The sequence below is a fragment of the Methanoculleus chikugoensis genome, assembly GCF_900095385.1.
In the GTDB taxonomy this organism is placed as follows: Archaea; Halobacteriota; Methanomicrobia; order Methanomicrobiales; family Methanoculleaceae; genus Methanoculleus; species Methanoculleus chikugoensis_A.
Map to the genome: position 1 here is coordinate 15000 of NZ_FMID01000029.1, position 24936 is coordinate 39935.

The 24936-nt window shown below is 60.8% G+C and carries 24 protein-coding genes and 2 tRNA genes; 21 read left to right on the forward strand and 5 right to left on the reverse strand.

Annotation, left to right across the window (positions count from 1 at the left end; genetic code table 11):
• The first annotated feature begins 8 nt into the window (after positions 1 to 8).
• The 13 genes from L21_RS06195 to L21_RS06250 all read left to right on the forward strand — a co-directional run bounded on the left by L21_RS06195 (position 9) and on the right by L21_RS06250 (position 12298).
• Positions 9 to 1934, forward strand: coding sequence for a type II secretion system F family protein (locus L21_RS06195; protein WP_074369656.1), 1926 nt, complete (start codon positions 9 to 11; stop codon positions 1932 to 1934).
• A gap of 136 nt (positions 1935 to 2070) precedes the next feature.
• Entirely contained in the window at positions 2071 to 2223 is a 153-nt protein-coding gene (locus L21_RS14080) for a hypothetical protein (RefSeq protein WP_178377690.1), read from the forward strand.
• Positions 2207 to 2743, forward strand: coding sequence for an alpha/beta hydrolase (locus tag L21_RS06200; protein WP_074369629.1), 537 nt, complete (start codon positions 2207 to 2209; stop codon positions 2741 to 2743). Before L21_RS14080 ends, L21_RS06200 begins: the two co-directional genes overlap by 17 nt.
• Before the next feature lie 51 nt (positions 2744 to 2794).
• Entirely contained in the window at positions 2795 to 3124 is a 330-nt protein-coding gene (locus L21_RS06205; protein WP_074369630.1) for a V-type ATPase subunit subunit G family protein, read from the forward strand.
• On the forward strand, positions 3111 to 5072 hold the full coding sequence (locus L21_RS06210) for a V-type ATP synthase subunit I (protein WP_074369631.1): 1962 nt from the start codon (positions 3111 to 3113) through the stop codon (positions 5070 to 5072). The genes L21_RS06205 and L21_RS06210 overlap by 14 nt, the downstream gene beginning before the upstream one ends.
• A 4-nt stretch (positions 5073 to 5076) precedes the next feature.
• Positions 5077 to 5325 carry an ATPase gene (locus tag L21_RS06215; RefSeq protein WP_074369632.1) on the forward strand — a complete coding sequence of 83 codons (249 nt, stop codon included), beginning with the start codon at positions 5077 to 5079 and terminating at the stop codon, positions 5323 to 5325.
• An 11-nt stretch (positions 5326 to 5336) separates the two neighbouring features.
• Positions 5337 to 5915 carry a V-type ATP synthase subunit E family protein gene (locus L21_RS06220; protein ID WP_074369633.1) on the forward strand — a complete coding sequence of 193 codons (579 nt, stop codon included), beginning with the start codon at positions 5337 to 5339 and terminating at the stop codon, positions 5913 to 5915.
• 13 nt (positions 5916 to 5928) lie between these two features.
• Complete coding sequence (locus L21_RS06225) at positions 5929 to 6984, forward strand: V-type ATP synthase subunit C (protein WP_074369634.1); 1056 nt, start codon at positions 5929 to 5931, stop codon at positions 6982 to 6984.
• A gap of 1 nt (position 6985) precedes the next feature.
• Complete coding sequence (locus tag L21_RS06230; RefSeq protein WP_074369635.1) at positions 6986 to 7288, forward strand: V-type ATP synthase subunit F; 303 nt, start codon at positions 6986 to 6988, stop codon at positions 7286 to 7288.
• On the forward strand, positions 7288 to 9042 hold the full coding sequence (locus L21_RS06235) for an ATP synthase subunit A (RefSeq protein ID WP_074369636.1): 1755 nt from the start codon (positions 7288 to 7290) through the stop codon (positions 9040 to 9042). The genes L21_RS06230 and L21_RS06235 overlap by 1 nt, the downstream gene beginning before the upstream one ends.
• A 2-nt stretch (positions 9043 to 9044) precedes the next feature.
• Positions 9045 to 10430: an ATP synthase subunit B gene (locus tag L21_RS06240; protein ID WP_074369657.1), complete on the forward strand. Its 1386-nt coding sequence runs from the start codon at positions 9045 to 9047 to the stop codon at positions 10428 to 10430.
• A gap of 6 nt (positions 10431 to 10436) precedes the next feature.
• Positions 10437 to 11063: a V-type ATP synthase subunit D gene (locus L21_RS06245; RefSeq protein WP_074369637.1), complete on the forward strand. Its 627-nt coding sequence runs from the start codon at positions 10437 to 10439 to the stop codon at positions 11061 to 11063.
• Positions 11064 to 11083: 20 nt separating this feature from the next.
• The gene (locus tag L21_RS06250; protein ID WP_074369638.1) at positions 11084 to 12298 is read left to right on the forward strand and encodes a phosphoglycerate kinase; all 1215 of its coding nucleotides are present in this window, start codon (positions 11084 to 11086) and stop codon (positions 12296 to 12298) included.
• A gap of 917 nt (positions 12299 to 13215) precedes the next feature.
• Here L21_RS06250 and L21_RS06255 read toward each other — a convergent pair.
• The 4 genes from L21_RS06255 to minD form a co-directional block, all read right to left on the reverse strand.
• Positions 13216 to 14073 (reverse strand): damage-control phosphatase ARMT1 family protein, encoded by an 858-nt coding sequence (locus L21_RS06255; RefSeq protein ID WP_074369639.1) that lies wholly within the window; start codon positions 14071 to 14073, stop codon positions 13216 to 13218.
• Between the two features lie 42 nt (positions 14074 to 14115).
• Positions 14116 to 14189 (reverse strand) — tRNA-Pro (locus L21_RS06260).
• Positions 14190 to 14251: 62 nt separating this feature from the next.
• Positions 14252 to 14458, reverse strand: coding sequence for a hypothetical protein (locus L21_RS06265; protein ID WP_143727224.1), 207 nt, complete (start codon positions 14456 to 14458; stop codon positions 14252 to 14254).
• Positions 14455 to 15240, reverse strand: a complete 786-nt coding sequence (minD, locus tag L21_RS06270; protein ID WP_074369640.1) for a cell division ATPase MinD — start codon at positions 15238 to 15240, stop codon at positions 14455 to 14457. Before minD ends, L21_RS06265 begins: the two co-directional genes overlap by 4 nt.
• A 356-nt stretch (positions 15241 to 15596) precedes the next feature.
• Here minD and L21_RS06275 point away from each other — a divergent pair, with 356 nt between their 5' ends.
• Positions 15597 to 15959, forward strand: a complete 363-nt coding sequence (locus L21_RS06275; RefSeq protein ID WP_256712529.1) for a roadblock/LC7 domain-containing protein — start codon at positions 15597 to 15599, stop codon at positions 15957 to 15959.
• A complete protein-coding gene (locus tag L21_RS06280; protein WP_074369641.1) occupies positions 15959 to 16594 on the forward strand; it encodes a response regulator in 636 nt (211 codons plus the stop codon). Before L21_RS06275 ends, L21_RS06280 begins: the two co-directional genes overlap by 1 nt.
• A gap of 78 nt (positions 16595 to 16672) precedes the next feature.
• On the opposite strand, the gene L21_RS06285 is transcribed toward L21_RS06280, so the two are convergent.
• A complete protein-coding gene (locus L21_RS06285) occupies positions 16673 to 17104 on the reverse strand; it encodes a phosphate-starvation-inducible PsiE family protein (RefSeq protein ID WP_074369642.1) in 432 nt (143 codons plus the stop codon).
• 190 nt (positions 17105 to 17294) lie between these two features.
• Here L21_RS06285 and L21_RS06290 point away from each other — a divergent pair.
• From L21_RS06290 to rpoA2, 6 genes are all read left to right on the forward strand, one after another.
• Positions 17295 to 17368: transfer RNA gene (locus L21_RS06290), tRNA-Lys, on the forward strand.
• 78 nt (positions 17369 to 17446) lie between these two features.
• A complete protein-coding gene (locus L21_RS06295; RefSeq protein ID WP_074369643.1) occupies positions 17447 to 17698 on the forward strand; it encodes a DNA-directed RNA polymerase subunit H in 252 nt (83 codons plus the stop codon).
• 43 nt (positions 17699 to 17741) lie between these two features.
• Positions 17742 to 19283 carry a DNA-directed RNA polymerase subunit B'' gene (locus tag L21_RS06300; RefSeq protein ID WP_074369644.1) on the forward strand — a complete coding sequence of 514 codons (1542 nt, stop codon included), beginning with the start codon at positions 17742 to 17744 and terminating at the stop codon, positions 19281 to 19283.
• A complete protein-coding gene (gene rpoB, locus L21_RS06305) occupies positions 19280 to 21094 on the forward strand; it encodes a DNA-directed RNA polymerase subunit B (protein ID WP_074369645.1) in 1815 nt (604 codons plus the stop codon). The genes L21_RS06300 and rpoB overlap by 4 nt, the downstream gene beginning before the upstream one ends.
• Positions 21095 to 21115: 21 nt before the next feature.
• Complete coding sequence (locus L21_RS06310) at positions 21116 to 23764, forward strand: DNA-directed RNA polymerase subunit A' (protein WP_074369646.1); 2649 nt, start codon at positions 21116 to 21118, stop codon at positions 23762 to 23764.
• An 8-nt stretch (positions 23765 to 23772) separates the two neighbouring features.
• Positions 23773 to 24933 (forward strand): DNA-directed RNA polymerase subunit A'', encoded by a 1161-nt coding sequence (gene rpoA2, locus L21_RS06315; RefSeq protein WP_394329527.1) that lies wholly within the window; start codon positions 23773 to 23775, stop codon positions 24931 to 24933.
• Positions 24934 to 24936: the final 3 nt, after the last annotated feature.

Consider the following 24936-nt stretch of genomic DNA (forward strand, 5'->3'; position numbering starts at 1 on the left):
CTTTCTGCGTGCAGTTCCGCCGCTTCATCCGCCGTAGGGTGGAGGGGGATCCCCTGCGCTACCGCGACCTCCACAACGCCCTCGTCGCGGCGAACATGGGGATCACGCTTGACCGCTACCTCCTGCGCACGTTCTTCGCGTCCGGGCTTTTCGGCCTCTTTTGCGCGATAGCGGGATTCTTCGTGATGAATCTCCTCTCGCTCCCAGAGTTCCATATCGGGATCCATAACATCTTTCGTCTCGGTATACCGGCGCTCGAACTGACCGGGACCGCGGTCATGATCCTCCAGGTCGTTCTAACCGCAGTCATCTTCGTCCTCGCTGCCGACGCAGCCTACCTCTTCTTCCTGTATTACCCGTCTCTCGTGAAGAAGAACCGGGCGACCCGGATCAACCTGCTGCTGCACAACGCGGTCTCCTACATGTATGCCCTGCGCCGGGGCGGCGCACAGATGGTGACGATATTCCGGTCGATCAGCGAGAACGCGGCGATCTACGGCGAAGTGGTTCACGAGTTCAGGCGGGTCGTCCGGGACACCGACTACTTCGGCTACGACCTGATCACGGCGCTCCGGCACCTGCAGGAGACGACCCCGTCGGAGAAACTGCAGGAGTTCGTCCAGGATCTCATCTCGGTGATCGAGAGCGGTGGGGACGTACTCGCGTTCCTTGAAACCCGGGTGCGGGTGTACCAGGAGGATGCCCGGTTCGAGCAGAAGACCTTCCTCTCCACGCTTCAGATGGCGGCCGAGTCGTATGTGGTGCTCTTTGTCGCGGCCCCGCTCTTCCTCATCATCGTCATGGTCGTCATGGGTTTTGTGAGCACCGCTCCCGTGATGCAACTCTCGATCGTCATCTACCTCCTCGTTCCGGTCGGATCGCTCTTCTTCATCCTCGCAATCGATGCCGTCTCGATCAAGACCGAGACGGTCGAGAAGTATACGGAGACGAGATGGCTCCATGAGTTCGACGACGTCCGGGTCGATAAGCAGGCCGGAAACGAGCCGCTTTTCCGGAGACTGGAGCGCTACGATAAGATGAAAGCGTTCCGATCCTTCCTGCGCCACCCCCTCCGGGCGTTCCTCATCGAGCCGAACCGGACGCTTTACGTGACGGTGCCGGTCGCGCTCGCGTACGTCCTTCTCACCCTCCTCGCGACCCCGGCCTATCCCGATGTCGAGATCCTCATCGACGTGCTGGACGACCACCTGATCGTGGCGCTCCTCATCGTCCTCCTTCCCTTCGGCATCTTTCACCAGCTCTGGAGAGAGAAGGTGATGGACCTCGAGGCGAGCATCCCCGAGTTCCTGCACCGTCTCTCCGGGATAAACCAGGTGGGTCTGACCCTCGCGCAGGCGATCCAGGTCCTCGTAAAGGCCGATCTCGGTGTATTGACCTACGAGATCAGGAAGATCCAGCGCGACATCGATTGGGGTGCGAGCGTCCAGGAAGCGCTTGTCCGGTTCGAGGTCCGGATACGCACCCCCACCATAGCCCGGGTGGTCACCCTGATCACGACGGCGAGCCGGATGACCGGCGATATCGGCGAAGTGCTGAACATCGCAGCCCGCGATGCAGCGATCTCGGAGAACCTCAAACGCGAGAGACGGTCCGAGATGTTCATCTACACCGCCATCGTCTACCTGGTCTTCATCGTCTTCCTCTTCGTCGTGGCCGTCATCGATACCCAGTTCCTCTCTGTGCTCGCCGAGATCAACGCCCTCGCCGCCGGCGACCCGGTCGCCGGCCCGGTGCCTCTCGGGAACACCCCGATCATAACCTTCGAACGCCTCCTCTACCACGGCTGCCTCATCCAGGCGCTCTTCTCCGGCCTGATCGCCGGGCAGATGGGGGAGGGATCGCTCCGGGCGGGCGTCAAGCACGCGGCCGTGATGCTCATCATCGCGCTCGTGGTCTTCACCGTCGTCATCTAGGGCCGCGACATCTCACGACATCCGGGCAATGCGGCGCTCCCTCCGCCGGGCCAACCCCCTCTCTTCCGCTACCCGCCCGGGGTGCCGCGATAGGGTTTTATCCTCTGCCCGCCACTCTCTCTTCTGGTGATGCCAGATGTGTACAGTCGGTGGACCGGTCGACATTGAGTTCAACGAGCGGGTGAAAGGCAAGAATTACCGCTGCAAAGAGTGCGGCGAGCGGTTCAAGGGCATAGGAAAGCGGCCGATGTGCCCGAGTTGCCAGTCCGAAGATGTCGAAGAACTCTGAAAACAGCGCTTCCGGGGTCTCCCCCACCGGGGCGGGCGCGATCACCGTCCCCCTCGGCGGCGAACCTCTCATCATCCGGGGAGAACGCTCTTTTCTGCTTGTGGCGAAAGCCGGCTCACGGTTTACGCTCTTCATCGAGGCCCCGGACGACGAGTACTGCCAGGGGGTCGACCCCGACGATCTGGTCGCGGTCTCCATGCCGGAAGGCGGACCCATCGAGCAGGCACGCATGATGCTCGAGCTGGTCCGGCGCTACCATATACCGCTTGTTGTCCTCCCGAAAGGTCATCCGGGTTCGAAGCGGCTCTCGATGGTCGTTTCTGTCGCCCCGGCGATCCTTTTAGCCTGCGATATTCGGCGCGGAACCCACCCCGAGCAGCACCTGCTCTGCTCGTCGGCAGAGTTCTCCGGGCTCTCGCTTGCGGGGGTTCCCGGGGGTCTCGCGATTGAAAACCTGCCTCCCGGGGCTGAGGTGAAGCATCTGAATGCGGAAAAATCCTCAGCGGACAAACAACAATAAATATATGCTCAATTTCATCAAATATTCATACGCCGTGAGAAGGAGGGTTTGATGAAGACCGATGTCCTGAAAAGCATCAGGGAAACTGAAGAAGAGTATCAGGCGATGATCCGTGATGCGCAGGCGGAGAGGAAGAAGAACCTCTCCGATGCCGAGCTGGAGGCTGATAACCTGATCGTCAAGGCACAGAAAGGTGCCGAAGATTATAGGAATCAGCGCCTGGCTGAGGCACGAGCCCAGGCGCAGAACAGATACGCGGAGATTGTCAGGGAGGGCGAAACGCGCGCAGAGGCGCTGAAAGCGTCCGGGAACAAGAACCTTGCAGAAGCTGTAGATTTTATTGTCACACGGTTTAAGGAGCATCTGCATGTTAAGGCCTGAACGGATGCGCCGGCTGCTCATCGCGGCCCCGAAGAGTGAGATCGACACCATCATCGGAGAACTCTACCGGCACAACGTCTATCATATCGAAGACTTCGTGCCGGAGAGTACACCCGGAGCGCTGTCGATCGGTCACCCTCTTTCCGGGGCGAGCGACGCGGCTTCGGCGCTCATCAAGGTCAGAGCAATCGAGAATGCGTGCGGGATCGACTCCGAGAACGTAGAGATCAGGGAGCGGCTCCCCGCATCGAAGGTCCGGGAGATGATCCGGACGGATCTTCCGTCTATCCAGAAGGAGACGGAAGATCTCGTCGGTTCCCGCTCAAGGCTGGAGACGCGGCAGAAGGAGCACGAGCAGCGGGCGAGGGAACTCGAACCGTTTGCTGCGGTTCCCCTGGATCTGGAATTTTATCGCGGTTATACACGGTTTACCGTCTTTACCGGACACATGAGCCACGACGTCGAGATCGACGTCCCGAACGAGAAGTACTTCTCCGACAAGGTGGCCGGCAACATGATCGTCGTCGTGGTGCAGAACGAGCACCGCGAGCAGGTCGAGCGGACTCTCCTCGATGCCGGGTTCCAGGCAATTCCCGTCCCGGAGGAGACCGGGGCGCCGGCCGACCGTATGAAGGCCCACCTGGACGAGGCCCGGCGGATCGAGAGCGAGATCGTTGCAATCAACGAAAAGATTGCAGGGATCCGGGAGAGGCACACCGACTTCCTGGTAGCATGCGATGAACTACTCACGGCTGACGTAGAGCGGGCGGAAGCCCCGTTGCGGTTTGCTACCACGGAAGAGACCTTCATCACCGAAGGATGGGTGCCTGAAGACCGGGCAGACAGGATCCAGGCCGCGCTGGAGAAAGCGACCGGCGGCAGGATCTATATCGAGGAGTTGGAGATCGACGACGACACCGCAGTTCCGGTGGAGTACGAGAACCCGTCGTTTGCCAGACCTTCACAGTTGCTCATGGACCTCTATGGCCGGCCGCGGTACTCCGAGTTTGATCCGACACTGTTGCTGGCTATCGCGTTCCCCATCTTCTTCGGGATGATCCTTGGCGACGTGGGCTACGGCGCTGTTCTGCTCGCCCTGAGCCTCGGCCTGCGGAAATTCCTGAAGGGTGAAGGCGGAAGAGCCCTTCTCAAGGTGCTCAGTATCTCAAGCATATCAAGTATCATCTTCGGCGTGCTTTACAGCGAAGCCTTCGGGTTCTCGCTCCCATGGCCGACGCTGATCTTCTCCCGCCACCTCAACATCGGAGGAGCCGCGACCGGTCACGGTCCCCAGGTCGTCGAACTGATGATCGTTGCAATCTGGATCGGTATTCTGCATATCACGCTTGGGCGTCTTATCGGCACACGCAACGCACGGAGCCTTTACCACGGCAAACACGCGATGAAGGCGATGCTCTCCAACCTCGGTTGGCTGGGGGTCATGTGGGGTATTCTGCTCATGATCTGGGCGTTCTTCCCCATACCGCTGATGCCCGACCTGACGGGTCTTCCCGTCGTTGCCATGGGGTTCAATGTTGCCGCCGTAACAGGGGTTGTCCTCCTGGTGGCCGGTGTCATCGGGATCGCGCAGGAGAACCCGCTTGAGGTCGTCGAACTTCCGACGATCATCAGTCACGTGTTGTCTTATGCTCGTTTGACGGCAGTAGGCTTATCCTCGGTCGCAATCGCGATGGTGGTCAACTACATCTCGATTGGGATGATGATAGAGCCTCAGCTTGAAGCAATCACACCCGTCGGTGTGGTCCTTATCATCGTAGGCATTCTCGTCTTCCTGATGGGGCACGTGCTGAACACGGCACTCGGCCTCCTTGGCGGCGGTCTGCATTCGATTCGTCTTCACTATGTTGAGTTCTTCACCAAGTTCTACAAGGGTGGAGGCAAAAAGTACAATCCATTCGGTATGAAATCAAAGTTTACGGAGGAATAAGGAAATGGTAGATGTTGCTACAACTCTTGAAATGGTACAGGCATCGCAGGCAGGAATGAGCGCAGTCGGCGCAGGGCTCGCAGTAGGCCTCACCGGCGTCGGCACCGGCCTTGCCGAGATGGGCATCGGTGCGGCGGCCGTCGGTGCAACCGCAGAGAACAGGGATATGTTCGGTCTCGCACTGCTCTTCACGGTGATTCCGGAAACCATTGTTATCTTCGGTCTTGTGGTTGCACTGCTGCTTCTGTTCTGATGGAGTGAACCATGGGACTCGAAGCAGTTGTCAACGAGATCCGGGAGAAAGGGCGAAAGGAGGTCGAGGCGATCCGGGCAGAGACCCGGACCGACGTCGAGGAGATCCTGAAGGACGCGCAGACCCGCGCCGCCGGGATCAAGGCGTCGGCACAGGAGGAAGCGGACCGGGCAGCCACCCACATCACCAACCAGGAAGCCTCGGCGGCGAACCTCGTCGTCAAGCGGCAGGTCCTGAATGCCCAGAAGACGCTCCTCGATCAGGTCTATTCGGCCTCGCTTGCCGCTGTCGGTGATCTGCCCGCCGAGTTCCAGGAGAAGGCGCTCACAGCCCTGCTGAAGAGAGCGGTAAAGGAGATCAAGAAGGGCGTCGTCCATGCGAACGAGCGGGACACCCCGGTTGTCGAGGAGATCCTCTCTCAGCTGAAGATGTTCTCGGGCTACACCGTGGGCGCCCCGCTCGATATCCCCGGCGGGATCATCGTCGAGAGCAACGACGGCGAACTGCAGATCGATTACAGTTACCGCACGTTCCTGGACGAGATCTGGGAATCCGGTCTGAAGGATGCGTCAGATATTCTGTTTACATGAGGAGGGTTCATAAATGGCAGGGGTAAGTAGCGGATCGGCCCAGTACATTTACGCCTGTACCCGCCTGCGGGTGCGTAAATCGCTGCTGATACCGCGCGAGGACTATCTCCGGATGCTGAATATGAGCCTGCCTGAGATCACCCGGTTCATCGGCGAGACCGCCTACCGGTCGGAGATCGATGAACTCGGCACCTCCTTCTCCGGAATCAACCTCGTCGAGGTGGCCCTGAGCTGGAACCTCGCGAAAGAGTACCAGAGCATCCTGGAACTGGTTCCGGGAGACCTGAAGCACTTTACCGCCAGTTACCTGCGGCGCTGGGATATCCAGAACGTCGTCACCGTCCTGCGCGGCAAGATGCAGAAGATGCAGCCCGGCAAGATCAAGGAGGTCCTGGTCCCGGCCGGCCGACTCGATCGGGTCGTTCTCGACCGCCTCGTCGCGGAAGAGTCGCCGGAGCGGGTCGCCGAGGCGCTCAAGGGCGAGCGGTTCTACCCCGTCATCGAGCGAGAGTTGCCTGGCGCACTGGAGACCGGGTCGTTTGCTCACCTGGAAAACGAGCTCTACAAGAGTTACTACGCACGGCTCATCGCGGACGCAAAAGAAGGCGTCAAGGGTGGGGATATCTTCCTCAAGTATATCCAGCTTGAGATCGATATCCGGAACATCCAGAACCTCTTCCGGCTCAGAGCCGGACATGTCCACGAGGACGTCAGGGAACTGATGATCGGTGGCGGTTCGTTCACGGTGGACGAGTTGCAGCGGCTCTCGGGACTCGAGAGCCGGGACGAGTTCATCGACGCCCTGAAGCGGCAGGTGAAGATGGTCCCGCTCTTAAACGCACTTGAGGAGATCCGGGGCAAGACCGCGCTCCACGGGATCGAGGTTGCGCTGACCCGGGTCCAGCTGGACCAGATGGAGCGGATGTCGAAGCGGTACGCGTTCTCGATCCTTCCGATCCTCGTCTACCTGGAGAAGAAGAAGTACGAGGTCGCGAACCTTCGCGCCCTTGCCCGGGGCAAGGAAGCCGGCCTCCCCGGTGAGCGGTTACAGGGCTACCTGGTGATGTAGAATGGAGATCGCAGTTGTCGGTACCGGTGAATTCATCCTCGGTTTCAGGCTCGCGGGTGTCAAAAAGACCTATGCGGCCGAGACCGACGAACGGCTGGTCGAGCATATCAACCAGGTGCTGGATGACAAAGACGTCGGCATCCTCGTGCTGAAAGGCAGCGACATGGAGCGGATTCCCCTGCGGCTTCGCACCATCCTCGAGAACTCCGTCAAGCCGACGGTGATCGCGATCGGCGGAGAAGAGGGCGGCCTGTCGATGAGAGAGAGAATCAAGAGATCGGTGGGTGTTGATCTGTGGAAGTAATGGAAAAAACAAATGAAAAAAGGGCTCAGGGAGTCCTGAAACGGATTTCAGGGCCGGTCGTCACTGCCGTCGGTCTCGACGCACACATGTACGACGTGGTGAAGGTCGGCAATGAAGAACTGATGGGGGAGGTCATCAAGATCCAGGGTGAGAACATCATCATCCAGGTCTACGAAGATACCGCCGGCATCAGACCCGGTGAGCCGGTGGGAAACACCGGTCTCTCGCTCGCAGTAGAACTCGGGCCCGGGCTGCTGACCAGTATCTACGACGGGATCCAGCGGCCGCTCGAGGTGCTCGTGGACAAGATGGGCAACTTCATCGAGCGCGGCGTCTCGGCACCCGGCCTCTCCCACGAGAAGAAGTGGGAGTTCGTGCCCACGGTGAAGAAGGGCGATGAAGTCAAGGCCGGCGATGTCATCGGCACCGTCCAGGAGACGAACATCGTTCATAAGATCATGGTCCCGCCCCGGTCGAAGGGCGGTAAGGTCAAGGAGATCTCGGGCGGAAGTTTCACGGTCGACGAGACCGTCTGCGTTCTTGAGGACGGCACCGAGATCGTGATGCTCCAGCGCTGGCCGGTCCGTGTGCCCCGTCCCGTGAAGGAGAAACTCAACCCGGACATCCCGCTGATCACCGGTCAGCGGATCCTGGACGGCCTCTTCCCCATCGCGAAGGGCGGAACGGCGGCCATTCCCGGCCCGTTCGGGAGCGGCAAGACGGTCACCCAGCAGCAGCTGGCGAAGTGGTCGGACGCCGAGATTGTCGTCTACATCGGCTGCGGCGAACGCGGCAACGAGATGACCGAGGTTCTGACGGAGTTCCCGGAACTCGAGGACCCGAAGACCGGCAAGCCGCTCATGGAGCGGACGGTGCTGATCGCGAACACCTCGAACATGCCGGTCGCGGCCCGTGAAGCGTCCGTGTATACGGGCATCACGATCGCCGAGTACTTCCGCGACATGGGCTACGACGTCTCGCTGATGGCCGACTCCACCTCCCGGTGGGCTGAAGCCATGCGTGAGATCTCGAGCCGTCTTGAGGAGATGCCCGGTGAGGAGGGTTATCCCGCATACCTTGCGGCACGCCTCTCGGAGTTCTACGAGCGTGCGGGCCGTGTCGTCTCCCTGAACGGCGAGGGCGGTTCCGTCTCCGTCATCGGCGCGGTTTCGCCGCCGGGCGGCGACTTCTCCGAGCCGGTCACCCAGAACACCCTGCGTATCGTCAAGGTCTTCTGGGCACTGGACGCGAAGCTCTCCCAGCGCCGGCACTTCCCGGCGATCAACTGGCTGAACTCGTACTCGCTCTACCTCGACGCACTCAACGAGTGGTACGACAAAGAGGTCTCGCCCGAGTGGAACCCGCTCCGGGCGTGGGCGATGGGCGTCCTCCAGAAGGAGGCCGAACTCCAGGAGATCGTTCAGCTGGTCGGCTCCGATGCCCTGCCCGACGAGGAGCAGGTCACCATCGAGGTGGCCAGGATGATCCGCGAGATCTTCCTGCAGCAGAACGCCTACGATGCGGTGGACACGTTCTGCCCGATGTCCAAGCAGTACGACATGATGAAGGCGATCAAGCGCTACGCCGACCTCGCGCGTACCGCCCAGGCGGGCGGCGCGACACCGCAGCAGGTCATCGGCGTGAAGAGCAAGAACGAGCTCCCGCAGATCAAGTTCATCAGGGACTACGAGCCCGAGCTTGAGAAGATCATGAAGGATATGGAAGCTGAATTCGACGCGCTGAGGACGGTGTGACCATGAAGGAGTACAGAACGGTTGCACAGATTGCAGGGCCGCTGGTCTTCGTCGAGAAGACTGAGCCGGTCGGCTACAGCGAACTCGTCAACATCGTGACCGCCGACGGCACGGTCAAGCGCGGCCAGGTGCTGGATACGAGCGACGAGATCGTGGTCGTCCAGGTCTTCGAGACCACCGCCGGCATCGGCAGGGACTCGGGCATCCGGTTCACCGGCGAGACGATCAAGATGCCGGTCGGAAAAGACATGCTCGGCCGTATCCTCTCCGGCGGCGGCAAACCGATCGACGGCGGCCCGGAGATCGTGCCCGAAAAGAGGCTCGAGATCACCGGTGCGGCCATCAACCCCTACGCCCGCTCCTCGCCTGAGGATTTCATCCAGACGGGTATCTCGACGATCGACGGGACGAACACCCTCGTCCGCGGTCAGAAACTCCCGATCTTCTCGGCATCGGGTCTGCCCCACAACGATGTGGCGCTCCAGATCGCCCGGCAGGCAAAGGTTCCCGGCTCGACCGAAGAGTTCGCCGTGGTCTTTGCGGCGATGGGCATCACCCGGGAAGAGGCCAACCAGTTCATGGCCGACTTCGAGAAGACCGGCGCTCTCGAGCGCTCGGTCGTCTTCTTGAACCTCGCCGACGACCCGGCCGTCGAACGGACGATCACGCCGCGTCTCGCGCTCACGACCGCCGAGTACCTGGCGTTCGACCTCGGCTACCACGTGCTGGTCATCCTGACGGATATGACCAACTACTGCGAGGCGCTCCGTCAGATCGGCGCGGCCCGTGAAGAGGTGCCCGGCCGGCGCGGTTACCCGGGTTACATGTACACCGACCTTGCAAGCATCTACGAGCGTGCGGGTATCATCAAGGGCGTCAAGGGCTCGGTGACCCAGATCCCGATCCTGACGATGCCGGGCGACGATATCACTCACCCGATCCCTGACCTGACCGGCTACATCACCGAAGGCCAGATCGTGGTCAACCGTGATCTGCACCGGAAGGGTATCTACCCGCCGATCAACGTGCTGCCGTCGCTGTCGCGTCTGATGAACCTCGGTATCGGCGAGGGTCACACCCGCGAAGACCACAAGAAGGTCTCGGACCAGCTCTACGCGGCATATGCGGAAGGTAACGATCTCCGGGGCCTCGTCGCCATCGTCGGGAAAGACGCGCTCTCGGAGCGCGACCGGATGTTCCTTGAGTTCGCCGACCTCTTCGAGGACCGGTTCGTCAGGCAGGGCCTCTACGAAGACCGGTCGATCGAGGAGACGCTCGATCTCGGCTGGGAACTCCTTGCGACGCTGCCCGAAGAGCAGCTCGTCCGTATCGACCGCGAACTGATCCAGAAGTACCACCCGAAGTACCGGAAGAAGGCACAGGGGTAAGTATCCATGGCGCTGCGAGATATCAAGCCGACCCGATCTGAGCTGATCAACGTCAAGCGACGGATCAAGCTCTCGGAGCGCGGCTATAACATCCTCAAGATGAAGCGCGATGGGCTGATCCTGGAGTTCTTCAAGGTGCTGCAGCAGGCGAAAGACAGCCGCGGCGCTCTCCTGGAGCGCTACGAGCATGCAATGGAGATGATCGCCCTTGCGGAGACCGTCGAGGGCGCGATCGGGGTGAAGGCCGCCGCCTTCTCGGCAGCGGAAAGCCCCGCCATCTCCCTCAAAAGCAAGAACATCATGGGCGTCGTCGTCCCGGAGATCCAGGCGTCGTCCGTCAGGAAGGGCGTGCTCGACCGCGGCTACGGGATGCTCGGCACGTCCGCCGTCATCGACGAGACCGCGGAGGCGTTCGAGGATCTGCTCGAGGCGATCATCGAGGCCGCCGAGATCGAGACGACGATGAAGCGGCTGCTCGACGAGATCGAGAGCACCAAGCGGCGCGTGAACGCGCTCGAGTTCAAGGTGATCCCCGAACTCTCCGAGGCCCGGGACTTCATCAAGATGCGGCTCGATGAGATGGAGCGTGAGGAGCTCTTCCGCCTGAAAAAGATTAAGGCACGGAGTGCCTGAAGAGAGACTGGTGATACCCGGTGGAGATCGGTACGCTCGCAGATACTGGGAAGTTGACGGGAACGGTGATGCTGCGGGTTGATTTCAACTCGCCCATCGATCCCTCTTCGAACCAGATCCTGGACGACAAACGGTTCCGGGAACACCTGCCGACGGTGCAGGCACTCGAGGACGCGCGGCTTGTCGTCCTCACCCACCAGAGCAGGCCCGGCAAGAAGGATTTCACGACGCTTGAAGCACATGCGGCAAAACTGGAGCGGCTGCTCGGCCGCCCGGTGACGTATGTGGAGGACATCTTCGGGCGGTGCGCCCGGGATGCAATCCGGAACGCGAAGCGCGGGGATGTCCTGATGCTCGAGAACCTCCGGTTTGCCGCCGAGGAGAACCTGACCCTGAAGCCCGAGGAGGCGAAGAAGACCCTCCTCGTCCGGCGGCTGGCATCGATGGCCGATGTGTACGTCAACGATGCGTTCGGCACGGCGCACCGGTCGCAGCCGTCGATCGTGGGGCTGCCGCTCGTGCTCCCGTCGGTGGCCGGTCTCCTGATGGAGAAGGAGGTCGCGAACCTCTCCCGGGTATTTTCCGGCGCCCCGCGTCCCGTCACCTTCGTGCTCGGCGGGACGAAGGTGGACGACTCGATAGCGGTCGCAGAGAACGTCCTCGCGCGAGGAACGGCCGACCGGGTGATCGTCGTCGGCGTGGTGGGGAACGTCTTTTTGCTTGCGGCGGGCCACGATATCGGGCGCCCGTCGGCCCGGCTGATCGACGATCTCGGCTACCGGGCCGAGATCGATAAGGCGAAAGACCTCCTGGAGTCCTACCGCGACCGGCTCTCTCTCCCGCACTCGGTCGCCGTCCGCGAAGACGGTGAGCGGGTCGAGTACTCCCTGGACGCCGTCCCGGAGGAGGCCCAGGTGCTCGACATCGGGAGCGACTCGATCGGGAGCCTCACCAGGACGATCTCGGACTCGGGAACGGTCGTGGTGAACGGACCGGCGGGACTCTTCGAGGAGGAGCAGTTCGCCGTCGGCACCTTCGAACTCCTGAGGGCGGCGTCGACCGTGGAGTTCTCGGTGGTGGGCGGCGGGCATTCAGGCGCGGCCATCGAGCGGCTCGGTCTCGAGAGCGAGTTTACGCACATCTCCACCGGCGGAGGGGCGGCGATCGAGTTCCTGACCGGGAAGAAGATGCCCGCCATCGAGGCGCTGGAGATGTCCCGCAAGATCTTCGGTTGAGGGGCACGAGCACCATCCGGGTGCGAACTGCGGCGGGTCGCCGGAGCAGAAGCACCGGAGGTGCAAGCCGCCCCTATCTTTTCTCCGGTTTTCTGTTTTCTGTAGTCAGGTTCCTGCTTCGAAACCCCTCTGGAGATTGTAAATTGAGGGCGTGGACTGTCCAGAGGTCCAGCAACAACGCAACTGAAAGAAAGAAAAGTCCCCGTGCAGTGGACCGTGGGGGTATCGCCTTAGGGAGGAGGGGACAGGGGAGGGGGGAGCATCCCCCCTTCCCACCTGACGGTGGTCGAACTCCCCGTCAGCCCCACCCCCAATGGCGATGCCCCCTCGGAATCCGTGTTTGGGACACAATCCAAAGGTCACGCGTGAGCACCGGCAGGTGCGAATGAACGGAGTTAGAGAAATAGCCCCTCAACAGAGCCTGAATCCCGTTCTTTCAGAATGCGAAGCCACGAAGCACTGATGCTCAGGCTGCCTGCGATCCGGGTACTGATAAAAACGAGGTGAAGTTTGGCCTTTATGAAATGAGGGTGGGGGGGCCACACCCGAATGTTTCGTAGCCCGGTGTAATCTCGCTTGTGGTTGCTGAACGCTGGTTCAGGAACGCCCGTGCCCTGAACCGAACCCTTGCATCGTTGGTTGTAGAGCTTGATTGTGCAGCTGGTTGTGGTGATTGCTGATGGAATTGATTGACTGGTGAATGCTGGGTGTGGTAGTTCCCCGCTTCAGTGTTATCACGTCGCTTATATATTATTTTCCAATAAATATCTAAACGAATATATGTCTTGAAATATTAAACGGGGATTCTATAAATCATCGTTAACCGAAAGAGCCGTTATTATTCCATAAAAAATTTGCGTGGGTAGTTATATGGTCGACTGTCGGATGACGCCCGGATCCGGTGCGGGTGCCGGTGTTCACTCCCGAAGGAGGGCGACCCGGGAGCCGACCGGGATACCGATATCCGCGCCGATTGGGGCGCATTTCACCGACATCAGGTAGGCGACGGGAGGGAGATCGCGGCCGTCGGAGAGCGACTCGTAGTTCGCCATGCCCTTCGCGATGACGAGCGTCGCGCGGTCGAGAGCGTCGGCGAGCGCCGGCGGGGCGTGCTCGCGGTTGAGCCCGAGTTCGGCGATGCCGTCCGTGGTGGGGGTGAGCAGGTCGACCCGGCGGTCGAGCCCGAGCGCCACGGCATCCTCCATCGTTGCGTCGTTTAAGATCGGGGCTCCCCGGACGGCGAACGTGACGTGCGCGCCGTTTTTCTTGAGATAATCGGCGAACAGGGCGTCAAAGACGATCTCTCCACAGTTGTCGGCGAGGTAGACCACCCGGGAGGCGAGCCCCTCGATCGCGGCGGTGTCGTCGACGGTCAGCCCCGCCGCAAACTCCCGGCGGAAGAACTCGACGAAGTTATCCGTGACGGTATGCGCCTGTGAGCCGTAGTCCAGCGTGTTGCCGATGACCGATGCAAGCGCAAGGTCGCGGAACGTCGCAAGTTCCCCGCGCACTGCTCGGCAGACAGCCGCCGCGTCGGCGTTGTTGCCCTTCTTCAACGACCGGTAGGGGTCGGGATCGCCGATCATCCGGTAGGCGAGCCGGTGCACCCGGCTCGCGATGACGGGTGCGGGAACCGGGTCGGCAGCGATGCGCTCAAGAAGGGTCCGGCACGCATCGACGATCTCGGAGACGCGCAGGGAATCGTCGATGCAGAGCCGGCTCTCGTACTCGACCCGGCTGATCAGGCAATCCGTGCAGTCTGCAGTCAACTTCATGCTACGGATAATTCTGTCGGGGACAGAGAAAAAATGGTCAGATGGGGCCACTGCGATTTGAACGCAGGTCAGAAGACCCCCAGTCTCCTAGGATGGCCAGGCTACCCTATGGCCCCTTCCTTACTACATACGCTCGAATTACAGATATATCTTCGCTTTGCGGGGGAGGAGTGATCCTCTATCCGCGCGCTTTCTTGTACTCCTCGACGCTTTTTGTCAGTTGTTCCAGTTCGGTGCCGGTGATCTCCATTCTGCCGGTCAATGCTTCGACCTCTTTGAGAAGTTGCTGGATGCGCACGTACATCACGTACATGATAAACAGCAGACAGACGATGGTTACCGAGAGCAGGACTATCATGACTGCGTTAATATCTATAGGTATCATGGTTCCCTCCTGAATAGTGCGCGGGCGAGCCGCTCGACAAATCCTTCCTGCACCTTGTGCGGCTCCTCCAGAACGGGGATGCCCGCCAACGTGGCTGCAATTCTTCTGAACGCTTTCGATGATTCGGAGCCTGGTGAACTGACGACGACCGGTGTCTTTGCCGCCGCCGCCCTTCGGACGCTGGGGTCTTCGGGCACCGTATCGATGATCGATACGCCGAGAGTCTTCTCGATCTTCTTCCGGCTCATGTCGGTCTCTTCCAGTATCGCCCGGTTGAGGATGGCCCCTCCCATGGTGCCGCCGACCGTCTCCGTCAGGATCTTAATCTTCAGAGCATCCACGATCGATGAGATCTCGGGGTTCACGACCAGCAGGACCTCGTCTGCCACGGTGAGCGGTATGACGCCATCCGTGCCGATGCCGGCGGGTGCATCGAGAAGCAGGAAATCGCAACGGTCGGTGAGATCGCACATCACGTCCCTGAGCCGTTCGGGGTTCGCGTTCTGGAACCCCTGGAGCGAGAGACCCGAAGGTACTACCTTGAGGCCGTACGGCCCCTCGTAAATTGCATCCCGGATGGACGCCTCCCCTGCCAGAACCTCGTGGAGCGTGATCGGGGTCTTGCCGAGCCCCAATACCAGTCCGAGGTTGGCCATCCCGACATCCGTGTCGACGATGCACGTCTCCCTGCCGAGCTGTGCCAGTGCTGTTCCCAGATTTGCGGTGACGGTCGTCTTTCCGGTTCCGCCTTTTCCGGAGGCGATAGCGTAGGCCCTGATCATCCAAAACCGTCTCAAGGATAGATCGTAGTTCCAAAACATAAACTTATTTATTTGCCTCGTAAGATTGGAGAGCACAAATATCGTTTTTGAAGGCAGAGGTACTTCTTATGGGGCAATTCTGACTGGAAACGGGCCGGAACACCTTCACGACCCTGTTTCATGGTTATACCGCGGAGACGGGCGGCTCCGCGGCAACAGAATTTTTCCCCCTCGGAGACCGTGATCCCGTGTTATGCGTGGCAAAAGCGAGTTAGCAACGCGATTTGATGCAATGCAGATTCGATATTCATATATGATGCGAAGAAGATATCTCACTGAGATATTTTGGGGTTAGCATGATGAGCCGTCATCCCTTTATGGAAGAGAGTGCCCGGAGGTACATCGGTGAGATCCAGTCGGTCGTCGGTGTTACCGCATGCGCTCTCGTATCCAGTGAGGGCAGAATTCTGGGCAAACATTTCCCGGAAGGTGACCTTACATCGTCGCTTTTCGCGGCGATGTGCGCAACGGTCCTCGCGTCGGCGGAGGCGGCTTGCGGCAGCGTTGACGTAGAGAGGCCGTGTCTGGTCGCCGTTGCCTCGGCCGACGCTGCAATCCTCATCGTGAGCGCCGGGGAGGCCACCCTGATCACGGCGGTAATTGATAAGTCAGCAGATCTCCCAACAGTACAGAGACAGTTATTGGACATAGCAGCCAGGATCGGAGAGGAGGAGGCATAATGTATACGATATTGGTTGTCGACGATAGCCCCATGATCGTCGATGTTTTTGTTACCATGCTGGAGCGTGGTGGCTATCGGCCGATCACCGCCTTCAGTGGCGGGGAGTGTCTTGAGGTCCTGAATGCGACCCCTCCCGACCTGGTCCTTCTGGACATCATGATGGAGCCGATGGACGGCTGGGAGACGCTCGAGCGGATCAAGACCAGCCCCGCGCTGCGGCATATCCCCGTCCTCATGCTGACCGCAAAACCCCTCACGCCCGAAGAGGCGAACGAATACGGGCCCTACATCGAGGACTACATCCTCAAGCCCACCACCCATCACCAGCTCTACGAGGCCATCGAGCACGTGCTGGCACGCCGGCACTCCATCGCCACCAATATCGAGCGGGCGCGCGAAGCCGGCGTGGACCAAAAACTCGTCGACGAGTACGAACGTCTCGCAAAGAGCGTCGATATCAATCGCCGCCTCTTAAAGATCCTTGAGACCACCTACAGCATCAAAGATACCCGGGCGGGCATGGGCGAAGACATCACGAGGGCGATCAAGAGCATGGCGGCGAGCATCAAGATCCAGGAAGAGCGGCTGAATCAGGTTCGCGCCGAGTTTGAAGGTCTTTTCGAGGCGCGTTGATCGACCTCGCTCTCCGGTTTGACGGCTCTGCCCCGGTATAACGGATTTTAAGCCCGGTCAGGGTCCCCTTCTTTCTCCCTAGTAACTATCCGCGCGTTCCTGCTTCCCGATGTAGACGATCGCGATCGTCAGCACGAGAATCGCCGCGAGCGTCATCCCGATATCGACGGGGTCGAGGTGTTCGACCCCGAAGGTCAGCACCCGCCGCACCATTGCGGTGATGCCTGCAATCAGGATCGGCGTCACGAGCACCCTGTTGGTCCTGAAATACGCCGTCACCGTCTCCAGGATCTCCACGATAATGAGGGTCAGAAGGAGCGCGTGCAGAACCTCGAGTATGCCCTGCGTCATATTATCGGTATGGATGAGCGCCGCTACCTGAATGATGACGTCGTAGAACGAGAATATCGCGAGCAGGGAGAGCGAGGCGGCGATGAGCAGGTATATGCTCAGCGTTACCCATGATATGGCGGATATGGCCTTTTCCAGGCGGTTTTTAGCGGGGATCATGGGGCACCCTGATTTGCGGGAATATGTATGTAAACAGAATCTTTGAGGAGCATTAAACATTCCGGTAGGTCTGCAGCGGGTTGGTAATTGAAAGGTTTATATCGTTAGACTGCGAATGATATGATACGCCCGCAAGTAAGTTATTTATACTATTCTCGCATTGTAATAATGCTGGATGGCAGTACGCGCGGGGCCTATAGCTCAGTTAGGTAGAGCGCCTGGCTTTTAACCAGGTGGTCGGGGGTTCAAATCCCCTTGGGCCCGTTGCCATGGGCGATGTCTATGGGTTTTAACAAGGTGATGTATCTGATACGCAACTTTTTCGTCGGTGAGGTGTAGGTGATGGGCACTTCACTTGACGTACGCAACCACGAGATGGTTCCGGACCATCAGATTATGGACGAGGAAGAGGTCGCCGACCTTCTTGCGACGTACCATATAACTCTAGAGCAATTACCGAAAATCTACCACGACGATCCTGCAGCGAAGGCTATCGGGGGCGAGGTCGGGAACGTCATCCGGATCATTCGCGACAGCCGCACCGCAGGCAGAGCCGAAGCCTACAGGCTCGTTGTGAAGAGACCGAAGAAATAAATTCAAAGGCCGGGAGCTGATCCATCTGTTAGATAGAAGTGTTTTGTCGAGAGCATATTTTGCGCGGGAGCACGTAGCACGCCACCAGCTGGACTCCTATAACAACTTCCTCCTGCACAACCTTCAGAAAGTCGTCGATGAGCAGCGCGTCATCGAGACCGATATCGAGACCCGCGGGAAAGGGAAGGAGGCCGTGTGGGTCGAATTAGGCACAATCGAGGTGAAAAAGCCTCTTGTCCGTGAGGCGGACGGGTCGCAGTCCGAGCTCTTCCCGAGCGAGGCGCGTCTCCGAAACCTCACGTATGCGGCACCCATTCAACTCGAGATGACGCTTGTCCAGGGTGAAGAAGCGCAGGACCCGATCGTCACCACCATCGGGCAGTTGCCGGTGATGGTGGGTTCGGCCGCCTGCAACCTCTACAACATGAGCGATCCCGAGCGGATCGAGCACGGTGAAGACCCCCTCGATCCCGGCGGCTACTTCGTCGTCAACGGCACGGAACGGGTGCTGATGACGCTCGAAGATCTCGCCTCGAACAAGATCATGACCGAGTTCACCGAGCGCTACAACGAGCGGATCTACGTAGCGAAGGTCTTCTCGCAGTACCGGGGCTACCGCGCGCTCGTGATCGTCGAGCGGAACCGCAAAAACCTGCTCGAGGTCTCGTTCCCCTCGGTCGCCGGGCACCTCCGTTTCATCGATCTGATGCGGGCGCTGGGGCTGCAGGGCGACCACGACATCGTGGAGGCGGTCTCGACCGACGAGGAGATCCTCACCTTCATGATGCAGAACCTGGAGGAGAGCGAGTGCGACACCGTCGACGAAGGCGTCATGTACGTCGGCAAGAAACTCGCGCCCAACCAGACGCGGGACTACCAGCGCAAGCGGGCGGAGTTCGTCCTTGACAACTACCTCCTGCCGCACCTGAATTATCTGATGCCGGTGGGCCTGAAAGAGGAGGACCCCGGCTACCGGTCGGCGGTCGAGGGTGTCCGTCTCGCAAAGGCGCACTTCCTCGGCCGCATGGCGGAGGCCTGTTTCGACCTGGTGCTTGACCGGCGCCGGATCGACGACAAGGACCATTATTCGAATAAGAGGCTGAAACTTGCCGGCGACCTGATGGAAGATCTCTTCCGGATCTCGCTCAACCGCCTGACGCGCGACGTGAAGTACCAACTCGAGCGGGCGAGCATGCGCCACCGCGACCTCTCGATCGGGACCGCCGTGCGCGCGGACGTCCTGACCGAACGGCTGCTGCACCCGCTTGCCACCGGCAACTGGGTGGGCGGGCGCACGGGCGTTTCGCAGCTCCTCGACCGGGTGGACCACATGGCGGTGCTCTCGCATCTCCGGCGCGTGATCTCCCCGCTCTCCCGCTCGCAGCCTCACTTCGAGGCCCGTGACCTGCACCCCACCCAGTGGGGCCGGATCTGCCCGAGCGAGACGCCTGAGGGCCCGAACTGTGGACTGGTGAAGAACTTCGCCCAGATGGTCGAGATCAGCAAGGGCGTCATGAACGAAGAGGAAGTGAAGAACATTCTGTATGATATGGGCGTCATCGCCCTCCGGAGAGAGACGGCATGAGACAGTCACGTGTCTTCGTTGACGGAGCCCTTATCGGGCTCGTGGACGACCCGCGGGAACTGGTCGAGCGGATGCGCGAGATGCGCCGGCGCGGCGAGATCTCCTCCGAGGTCAACGTATCCTACAAGGAATTCAACAACGACGTCATCATCCATACCGACCGCGGCAGGGCGCGCCGGCCGCTGATCGTGGTCAAGGACGGCGTTGTGCAGGTGAGCGACGACGACATCGAGCGTCTCCGAAACAACGAGATTAACTTCGAGGATGTGGTGCGGAAGGGCGCTATCGAGTTCGTCGACGCCGAAGAGGAGGAGGATCTTTTCATCGCGATCAACGAGGGGGATCTCACTCCCGAGCACACGCACCTCGAGATCGACCCCTCGCTCATCCTGGGTATCGGTGCGGCGCACGTCCCGTTCCCCGAGCACAACGCCAGTCCCCGTGTCACCATGGGCGCCGGGATGGTCAAGCAGGCGCTCGGGTTCGGGACGGCAAACATGAAACTCCGGCCCGACACCCGGGGGCACATGCTCCACTACGGCCAGAAGCCGCTCACCTTCACCCAGACTTCGGATGCGATCGGCTCCGACGACCGGCCCGCAGGCCAGAACTTCGTCGTTGCCATCATCTCGTATGAAGGGTTCAATATCGAGGACGCGCTGATCATCAACAAGGCCTCCATCGACCGCGGCCTCGGGCGGTCGCACTTCTTCCGCACTTACGACGGCGAAGAGCGGCGCTATCCCGGCGGCCAGGTCGACCGGATCGAGATCCCGGACGAAGAGGTCTCCGGTGCGCACGGCGCCGAGTTCTACGCGAACCTGGACGTCGACGGCGTCATCAATCCCGAGACGGTCGTCCGCGAGAAAGACGTGCTGATCGGGAAGACCTCCCCGCCGCGGTTCCTCGAAGAGCCGACGAGCGAGCTCATCGCCGTCGAGAAGCGGCGCGACACCTCGGTCACGATGCGGAGCAACGAGCACGGTATCGTGGACACCGTCATCATCACCGAGGGCGAGAACTCTTCGCGGCTGGTGAAGGTCAGGACCCGTGACCTCCGGGTGCCGGAGGTCGGCGACAAGTTCGCGTCCCGGCACGGTCAGAAGGGCGTCATCGGGCTCATCCAGCCATCGGCGGATATGCCGTTCACCGAGTCGGGCATGACGCCCGACCTGATCATCAACCCCCACGCCGTCCCGAGCCGTATGACCATCGGGCACATGCTCGAGATGCTGGGCGGCAAGGTCGGCTCGCTCGAGGGCCGCCGGATCAACGCGACCGCGTTCCGCGGCGAGCGCGAGGCAAACCTCCGGAATTCGCTCAAGGAGCTCGGGTTTGCGCACAACGGCCGCGAAGTCATGTATGACGGCACCACCGGCCGGCAGTTTGCGGCCGATATCTACGTCGGTGTCATCTACTACCAGAAGCTCTATCACATGGTATCGAGCAAGATGCACGCGCGGTCGCGCGGTCCCGTGCAGGTGCTCACCCGCCAGCCGACCGAAGGGCGTGCCCGCGAGGGCGGTCTCCGGTTCGGTGAGATGGAGCGGGACGTGATGATCGGCCACGGTGCGGCCATGGCCTTGAAAGAACGTCTCCTCGACGAGTCGGACAAGGTGACCCAGTGGGTCTGCGCGAAGTGCGGTATGGTGGCGATGGTCGACCGGAAACGGAAGGTGACGCGGTGCCTTGCCTGCGGCAGCGAGACCGATATCTACCCCGTCGAGATGAGCTACGCCTTCAAGCTCCTCCTCGACGAGATGAAGAGTATGGGCATTGCTCCCCGCCTGAGACTCGACGATATGGTGTAAGAGAGGGGGCACAATCAAACTATGACCAGTCCAAAACGTGTTGGAAGGATCGAGTTCGGGCTCTTCTCCCCGAAGGAGATCCGCAAGATGAGCGTTCGAAAGATCATCTGGGCGGACACCTACGACGACGATGGGTTTCCCTATCCGCAGGGTCTGATGGACCTGAACCTGGGCGTCATCGACCCCGGTCTCCGGTGCAAGACCTGTGACCAGAAGGCGGCCGACTGTCCGGGCCATTTCGGGCACATCGAGCTCGCAAAGCCCGTCATCCACGTCGGGTACACCCGGCTGATCCGGAAACTGCTCCGGGTGACCTGCAGGTCGTGCTCCCGGCTGCTGATGACGTCCGAAGAGGTCGAGAAGATCATCGGCCCCGAGGACAGCGAGCTCGCGGGCGAGTTCGTCTCCGAGAAGGACATCAAGAAAGAGCGGGTCTGCCCCCACTGCGGGGAGCAGCAGCTCAAGATCAACTTCGAGAAACCTACCACCTTCTCCGAGGTCTTCGTGGAGGAGGGGCGGAAGGTCGAGCACAAACTGACCCCGGCAGACATCCGGGCGCGCCTCGAGAGGATCCCGGACGACGATCTCCGGGCTCTCGGGGTCAACCCGGACGTCGCGCGCCCGGAATGGACGATCCTCACGGTTCTTCCGGTTCCGCCGGTCACGATGCGCCCCTCGATCATCCTCGAGAACGGGCAGCGGTCCGAGGACGACCTGACCCACAAACTCGTGGATATCATCAGGATCAACCAGCGGTTCAAGGAGAACCAGGACGCCGGCGCGCCCCAGCTGATCATCGAGGATCTCTGGGAACTCCTGCAGTACCACGTCACCACCTACCTCGACAACGAGGTGGCGGGATGTCCGCCCGCCCGGCACCGGAGCGGCCGACCCTTAAAGACCCTCTCGCAGCGCCTCAAGGGGAAGGAAGGGCGGTTCCGCGGCTCGCTCTCCGGTAAGCGTGTCAACTTCTCCGCCCGTACGGTCATCTCCCCCGACCCGAACCTCTCCATCGGCGAGGTCGGCATCCCGCTCGCCATCGCAAACGAGATGACGCTTCCGATCCGGGTGACCCAGTTCAACCTCGAGGAGATGCGGCAGTACGTCCTGAACGGCCCGGAGCGCCCTACTACCCGGTCGCCCTGCGGTGCGAACTACGCCATCCGGCCGGACAACCGGAGGATGCGTCTCTCGGACGCGAACCTGGAGACGGTTGCCGAGATGATCGAACCGGGCTGGACGGTGGAGCGGCAGTTGAAGGATAACGATATCGTCCTCTTCAACCGGCAGCCCTCGCTGCACCGGATGAGCATCATGGCCCACCGGGTCGTCGTGATGGACGGGAAGACCTTCCGGCTGAACCCGGCCGTCTGCCCGCCCTATAACGCCGACTTCGACGGCGACGAGATGAACCTGCATATCCCGCAGACCGAGGAGGCGCGGGCCGAGGCCGAGATCCTGGTCTCGGTCTCGTCGAACATCCTCTCGCCGAGGACCGGCGGCCCGATCATCGGGGGCATCCACGACCATATCTCGGGTATCTTCCTCCTGACGCACCGGATTCAGCACTTCACCAGGGAGGGCGTGCTCTACCTCACCCAGCACCTGGATCTCGAGCACCTGCCCGAGCCGGACCGGATGGACGAGAACGGCAACCCCCTCTGGACGAACAAGCAGGTCTTCTCGCTCGTTCTCCCCGACAACCTGAACATGGTCTTCCGGGCCTCGTCGTGCCAGAACTGCGAGACCTGCAAGCAGGAGATGTGCGAGAACGATGCGTTCATCCGGATCGTCAACGGAGAACTGGTCTCCGGAACCATCGACAAGAAGGGGATCGGTGCGTTCGACGGCCAGATCCTGCACCGGATCATCAGGCAGCACGGCATGAAGCGGGCTGCCCGGTTCATCGACGACGTGACCAAGCTCTCGATCCGGGGCATCATGCTCGAAGGATTCTCGTTCGGTATCGACGACGAAGACCTGACCAAGACCGAGTACGGCCAGATCGATGAGGTGCTCAAGGGCGCCATCAGCGACGTCGAGCGCCGGATCAAGATCTACAACGAGGGGCAGCTCGAACCGATGCCGGGCCGGACGCTTGAAGAGACGCTCGAGATGCAGATCATGCAGGTGCTCGGCAAGGCCCGTGACCGCACCGGTGAGATCGCCGGCCGGCACCTCGGTATGGACAACAGCGCCGTGGTGATGGCGGTCTCGGGCGCCCGGGGTTCGATGCTGAACCTGACGCAGATGGCCGGGTGTCTCGGGCAGCAGTCGGTTCGTGGCGAGCGGATCATGCGTGGCTACGAGGACCGGACGCTGCCGCACTTCCGGCGCAACGACCGCGGTGCCGAGGCGCACGGGTTCATCGCCAACAGTTACAAGAGCGGGCTCTCCCCCACTGAGTTCTTCTTCCACGCCATCGGTGGGCGTGAAGGTCTTGTGGACACTGCGGTTCGTACATCGCAGAGCGGGTATCTCCAGCGGCGGATGATCAACGCCCTGCAGGACCTCAAGGTGGCGTACGACGGCACCGTCCGGACGACGGGCGGCCGGATCATCCAGTTCCGCTACGGCGAGGACGGGACCGACCCCGCAAGGAGCAGTTACGGCGCCCCGGTGGACGTGAAAGGTATCGTTGAGAGCGTGCTCAAGGAGGAGGTCAAATGAACAGCGATATGGAGCAGCGGATCGATGCCCTCGATCTGCCTTATCGGACGCAGGAGGACCTCAAGGCCAGTCTCACGGACCGGGACGTCACCGAGGAGCAGTTCGAGCAGATACTCGCGATGGTCTTTTCAGAGTATCAGAAGAGCCGGATCGAGCCCTGCGAGGCGGTCGGTGTCGTGGCGGCGCAGTCGATCGGCGAGCCCGGCACCCAGATGACGATGCGTACGTTCCACTACGCGGGTGTGGCCGAGATCAACGTTACCCTCGGTCTCCCCCGCCTGATCGAGATCATGGACGCCCGGCGCGAGCCGAGCACCCCCACGATGGCGGTCTACCTGCTGGACGACTGGGCGTTCAACCGCGACCGCGCCCGTAAGGTGAGCTGGCAGATCGAGGCCGCGCCGCTTCACGAGTTCGGGGATATCACCATCGACATGGAGAACATGCAGGTTCTCGTCATGCTGAACAAGGCGGTCTGCGACCGGCGCAAAATCTCGATCGACGAGATCCTTGAGACGGCACCGAGAAAGATCCGCGAGAAGCGGCACTTCCGCGACTTTGACGTTGAAGGCGACCCGAAGAGTGTCTCGCTTACGTTCACGCCGAAGAACCAGGAGAGTTACCAGAACCTCTTCCAGCTCGCGGAGCACGTCAGGCATGTCATCGTCCAGGGTATCGACGATATCGAGCGGGTCGTCGTCAGAAAGGAGGGCGGAGAGTATATCCTTTATACTGAGGGCTCCAACCTAAAAGATGTCTTCGAAGTCGAAGGAGTCGACATCTCCCGCACCCGGAGCAACAACATCAGCGAGATCGCCGATGTGCTCGGTATCGAGGCCGGCCGGAATGCGATCATCCAGGAGGCCTTAAGTACCCTGAACGAACAGGGTATCAGCGTCGATGTCCGTCATATCATGCTCGTCGCGGATATGATGTGCATGGACGGCGAGGTCAAGCAGATCGGCCGTCACGGCATCGCCGGTGAGAAAGAGAGTGTCCTTTCCCGGGCTGCATTCGAAGTGACGGTCAACCATCTGCTGGATGCTGCAATCGCGAACGAGGTGGACGAATTAAACGGCGTCACCGAGAACGTGATCGTGGGTCAGCCTATCCAGCTTGGCACCGGCGATGTGAAACTCATCGCAAAACCCATGAACCTGAAAATCTAGGAG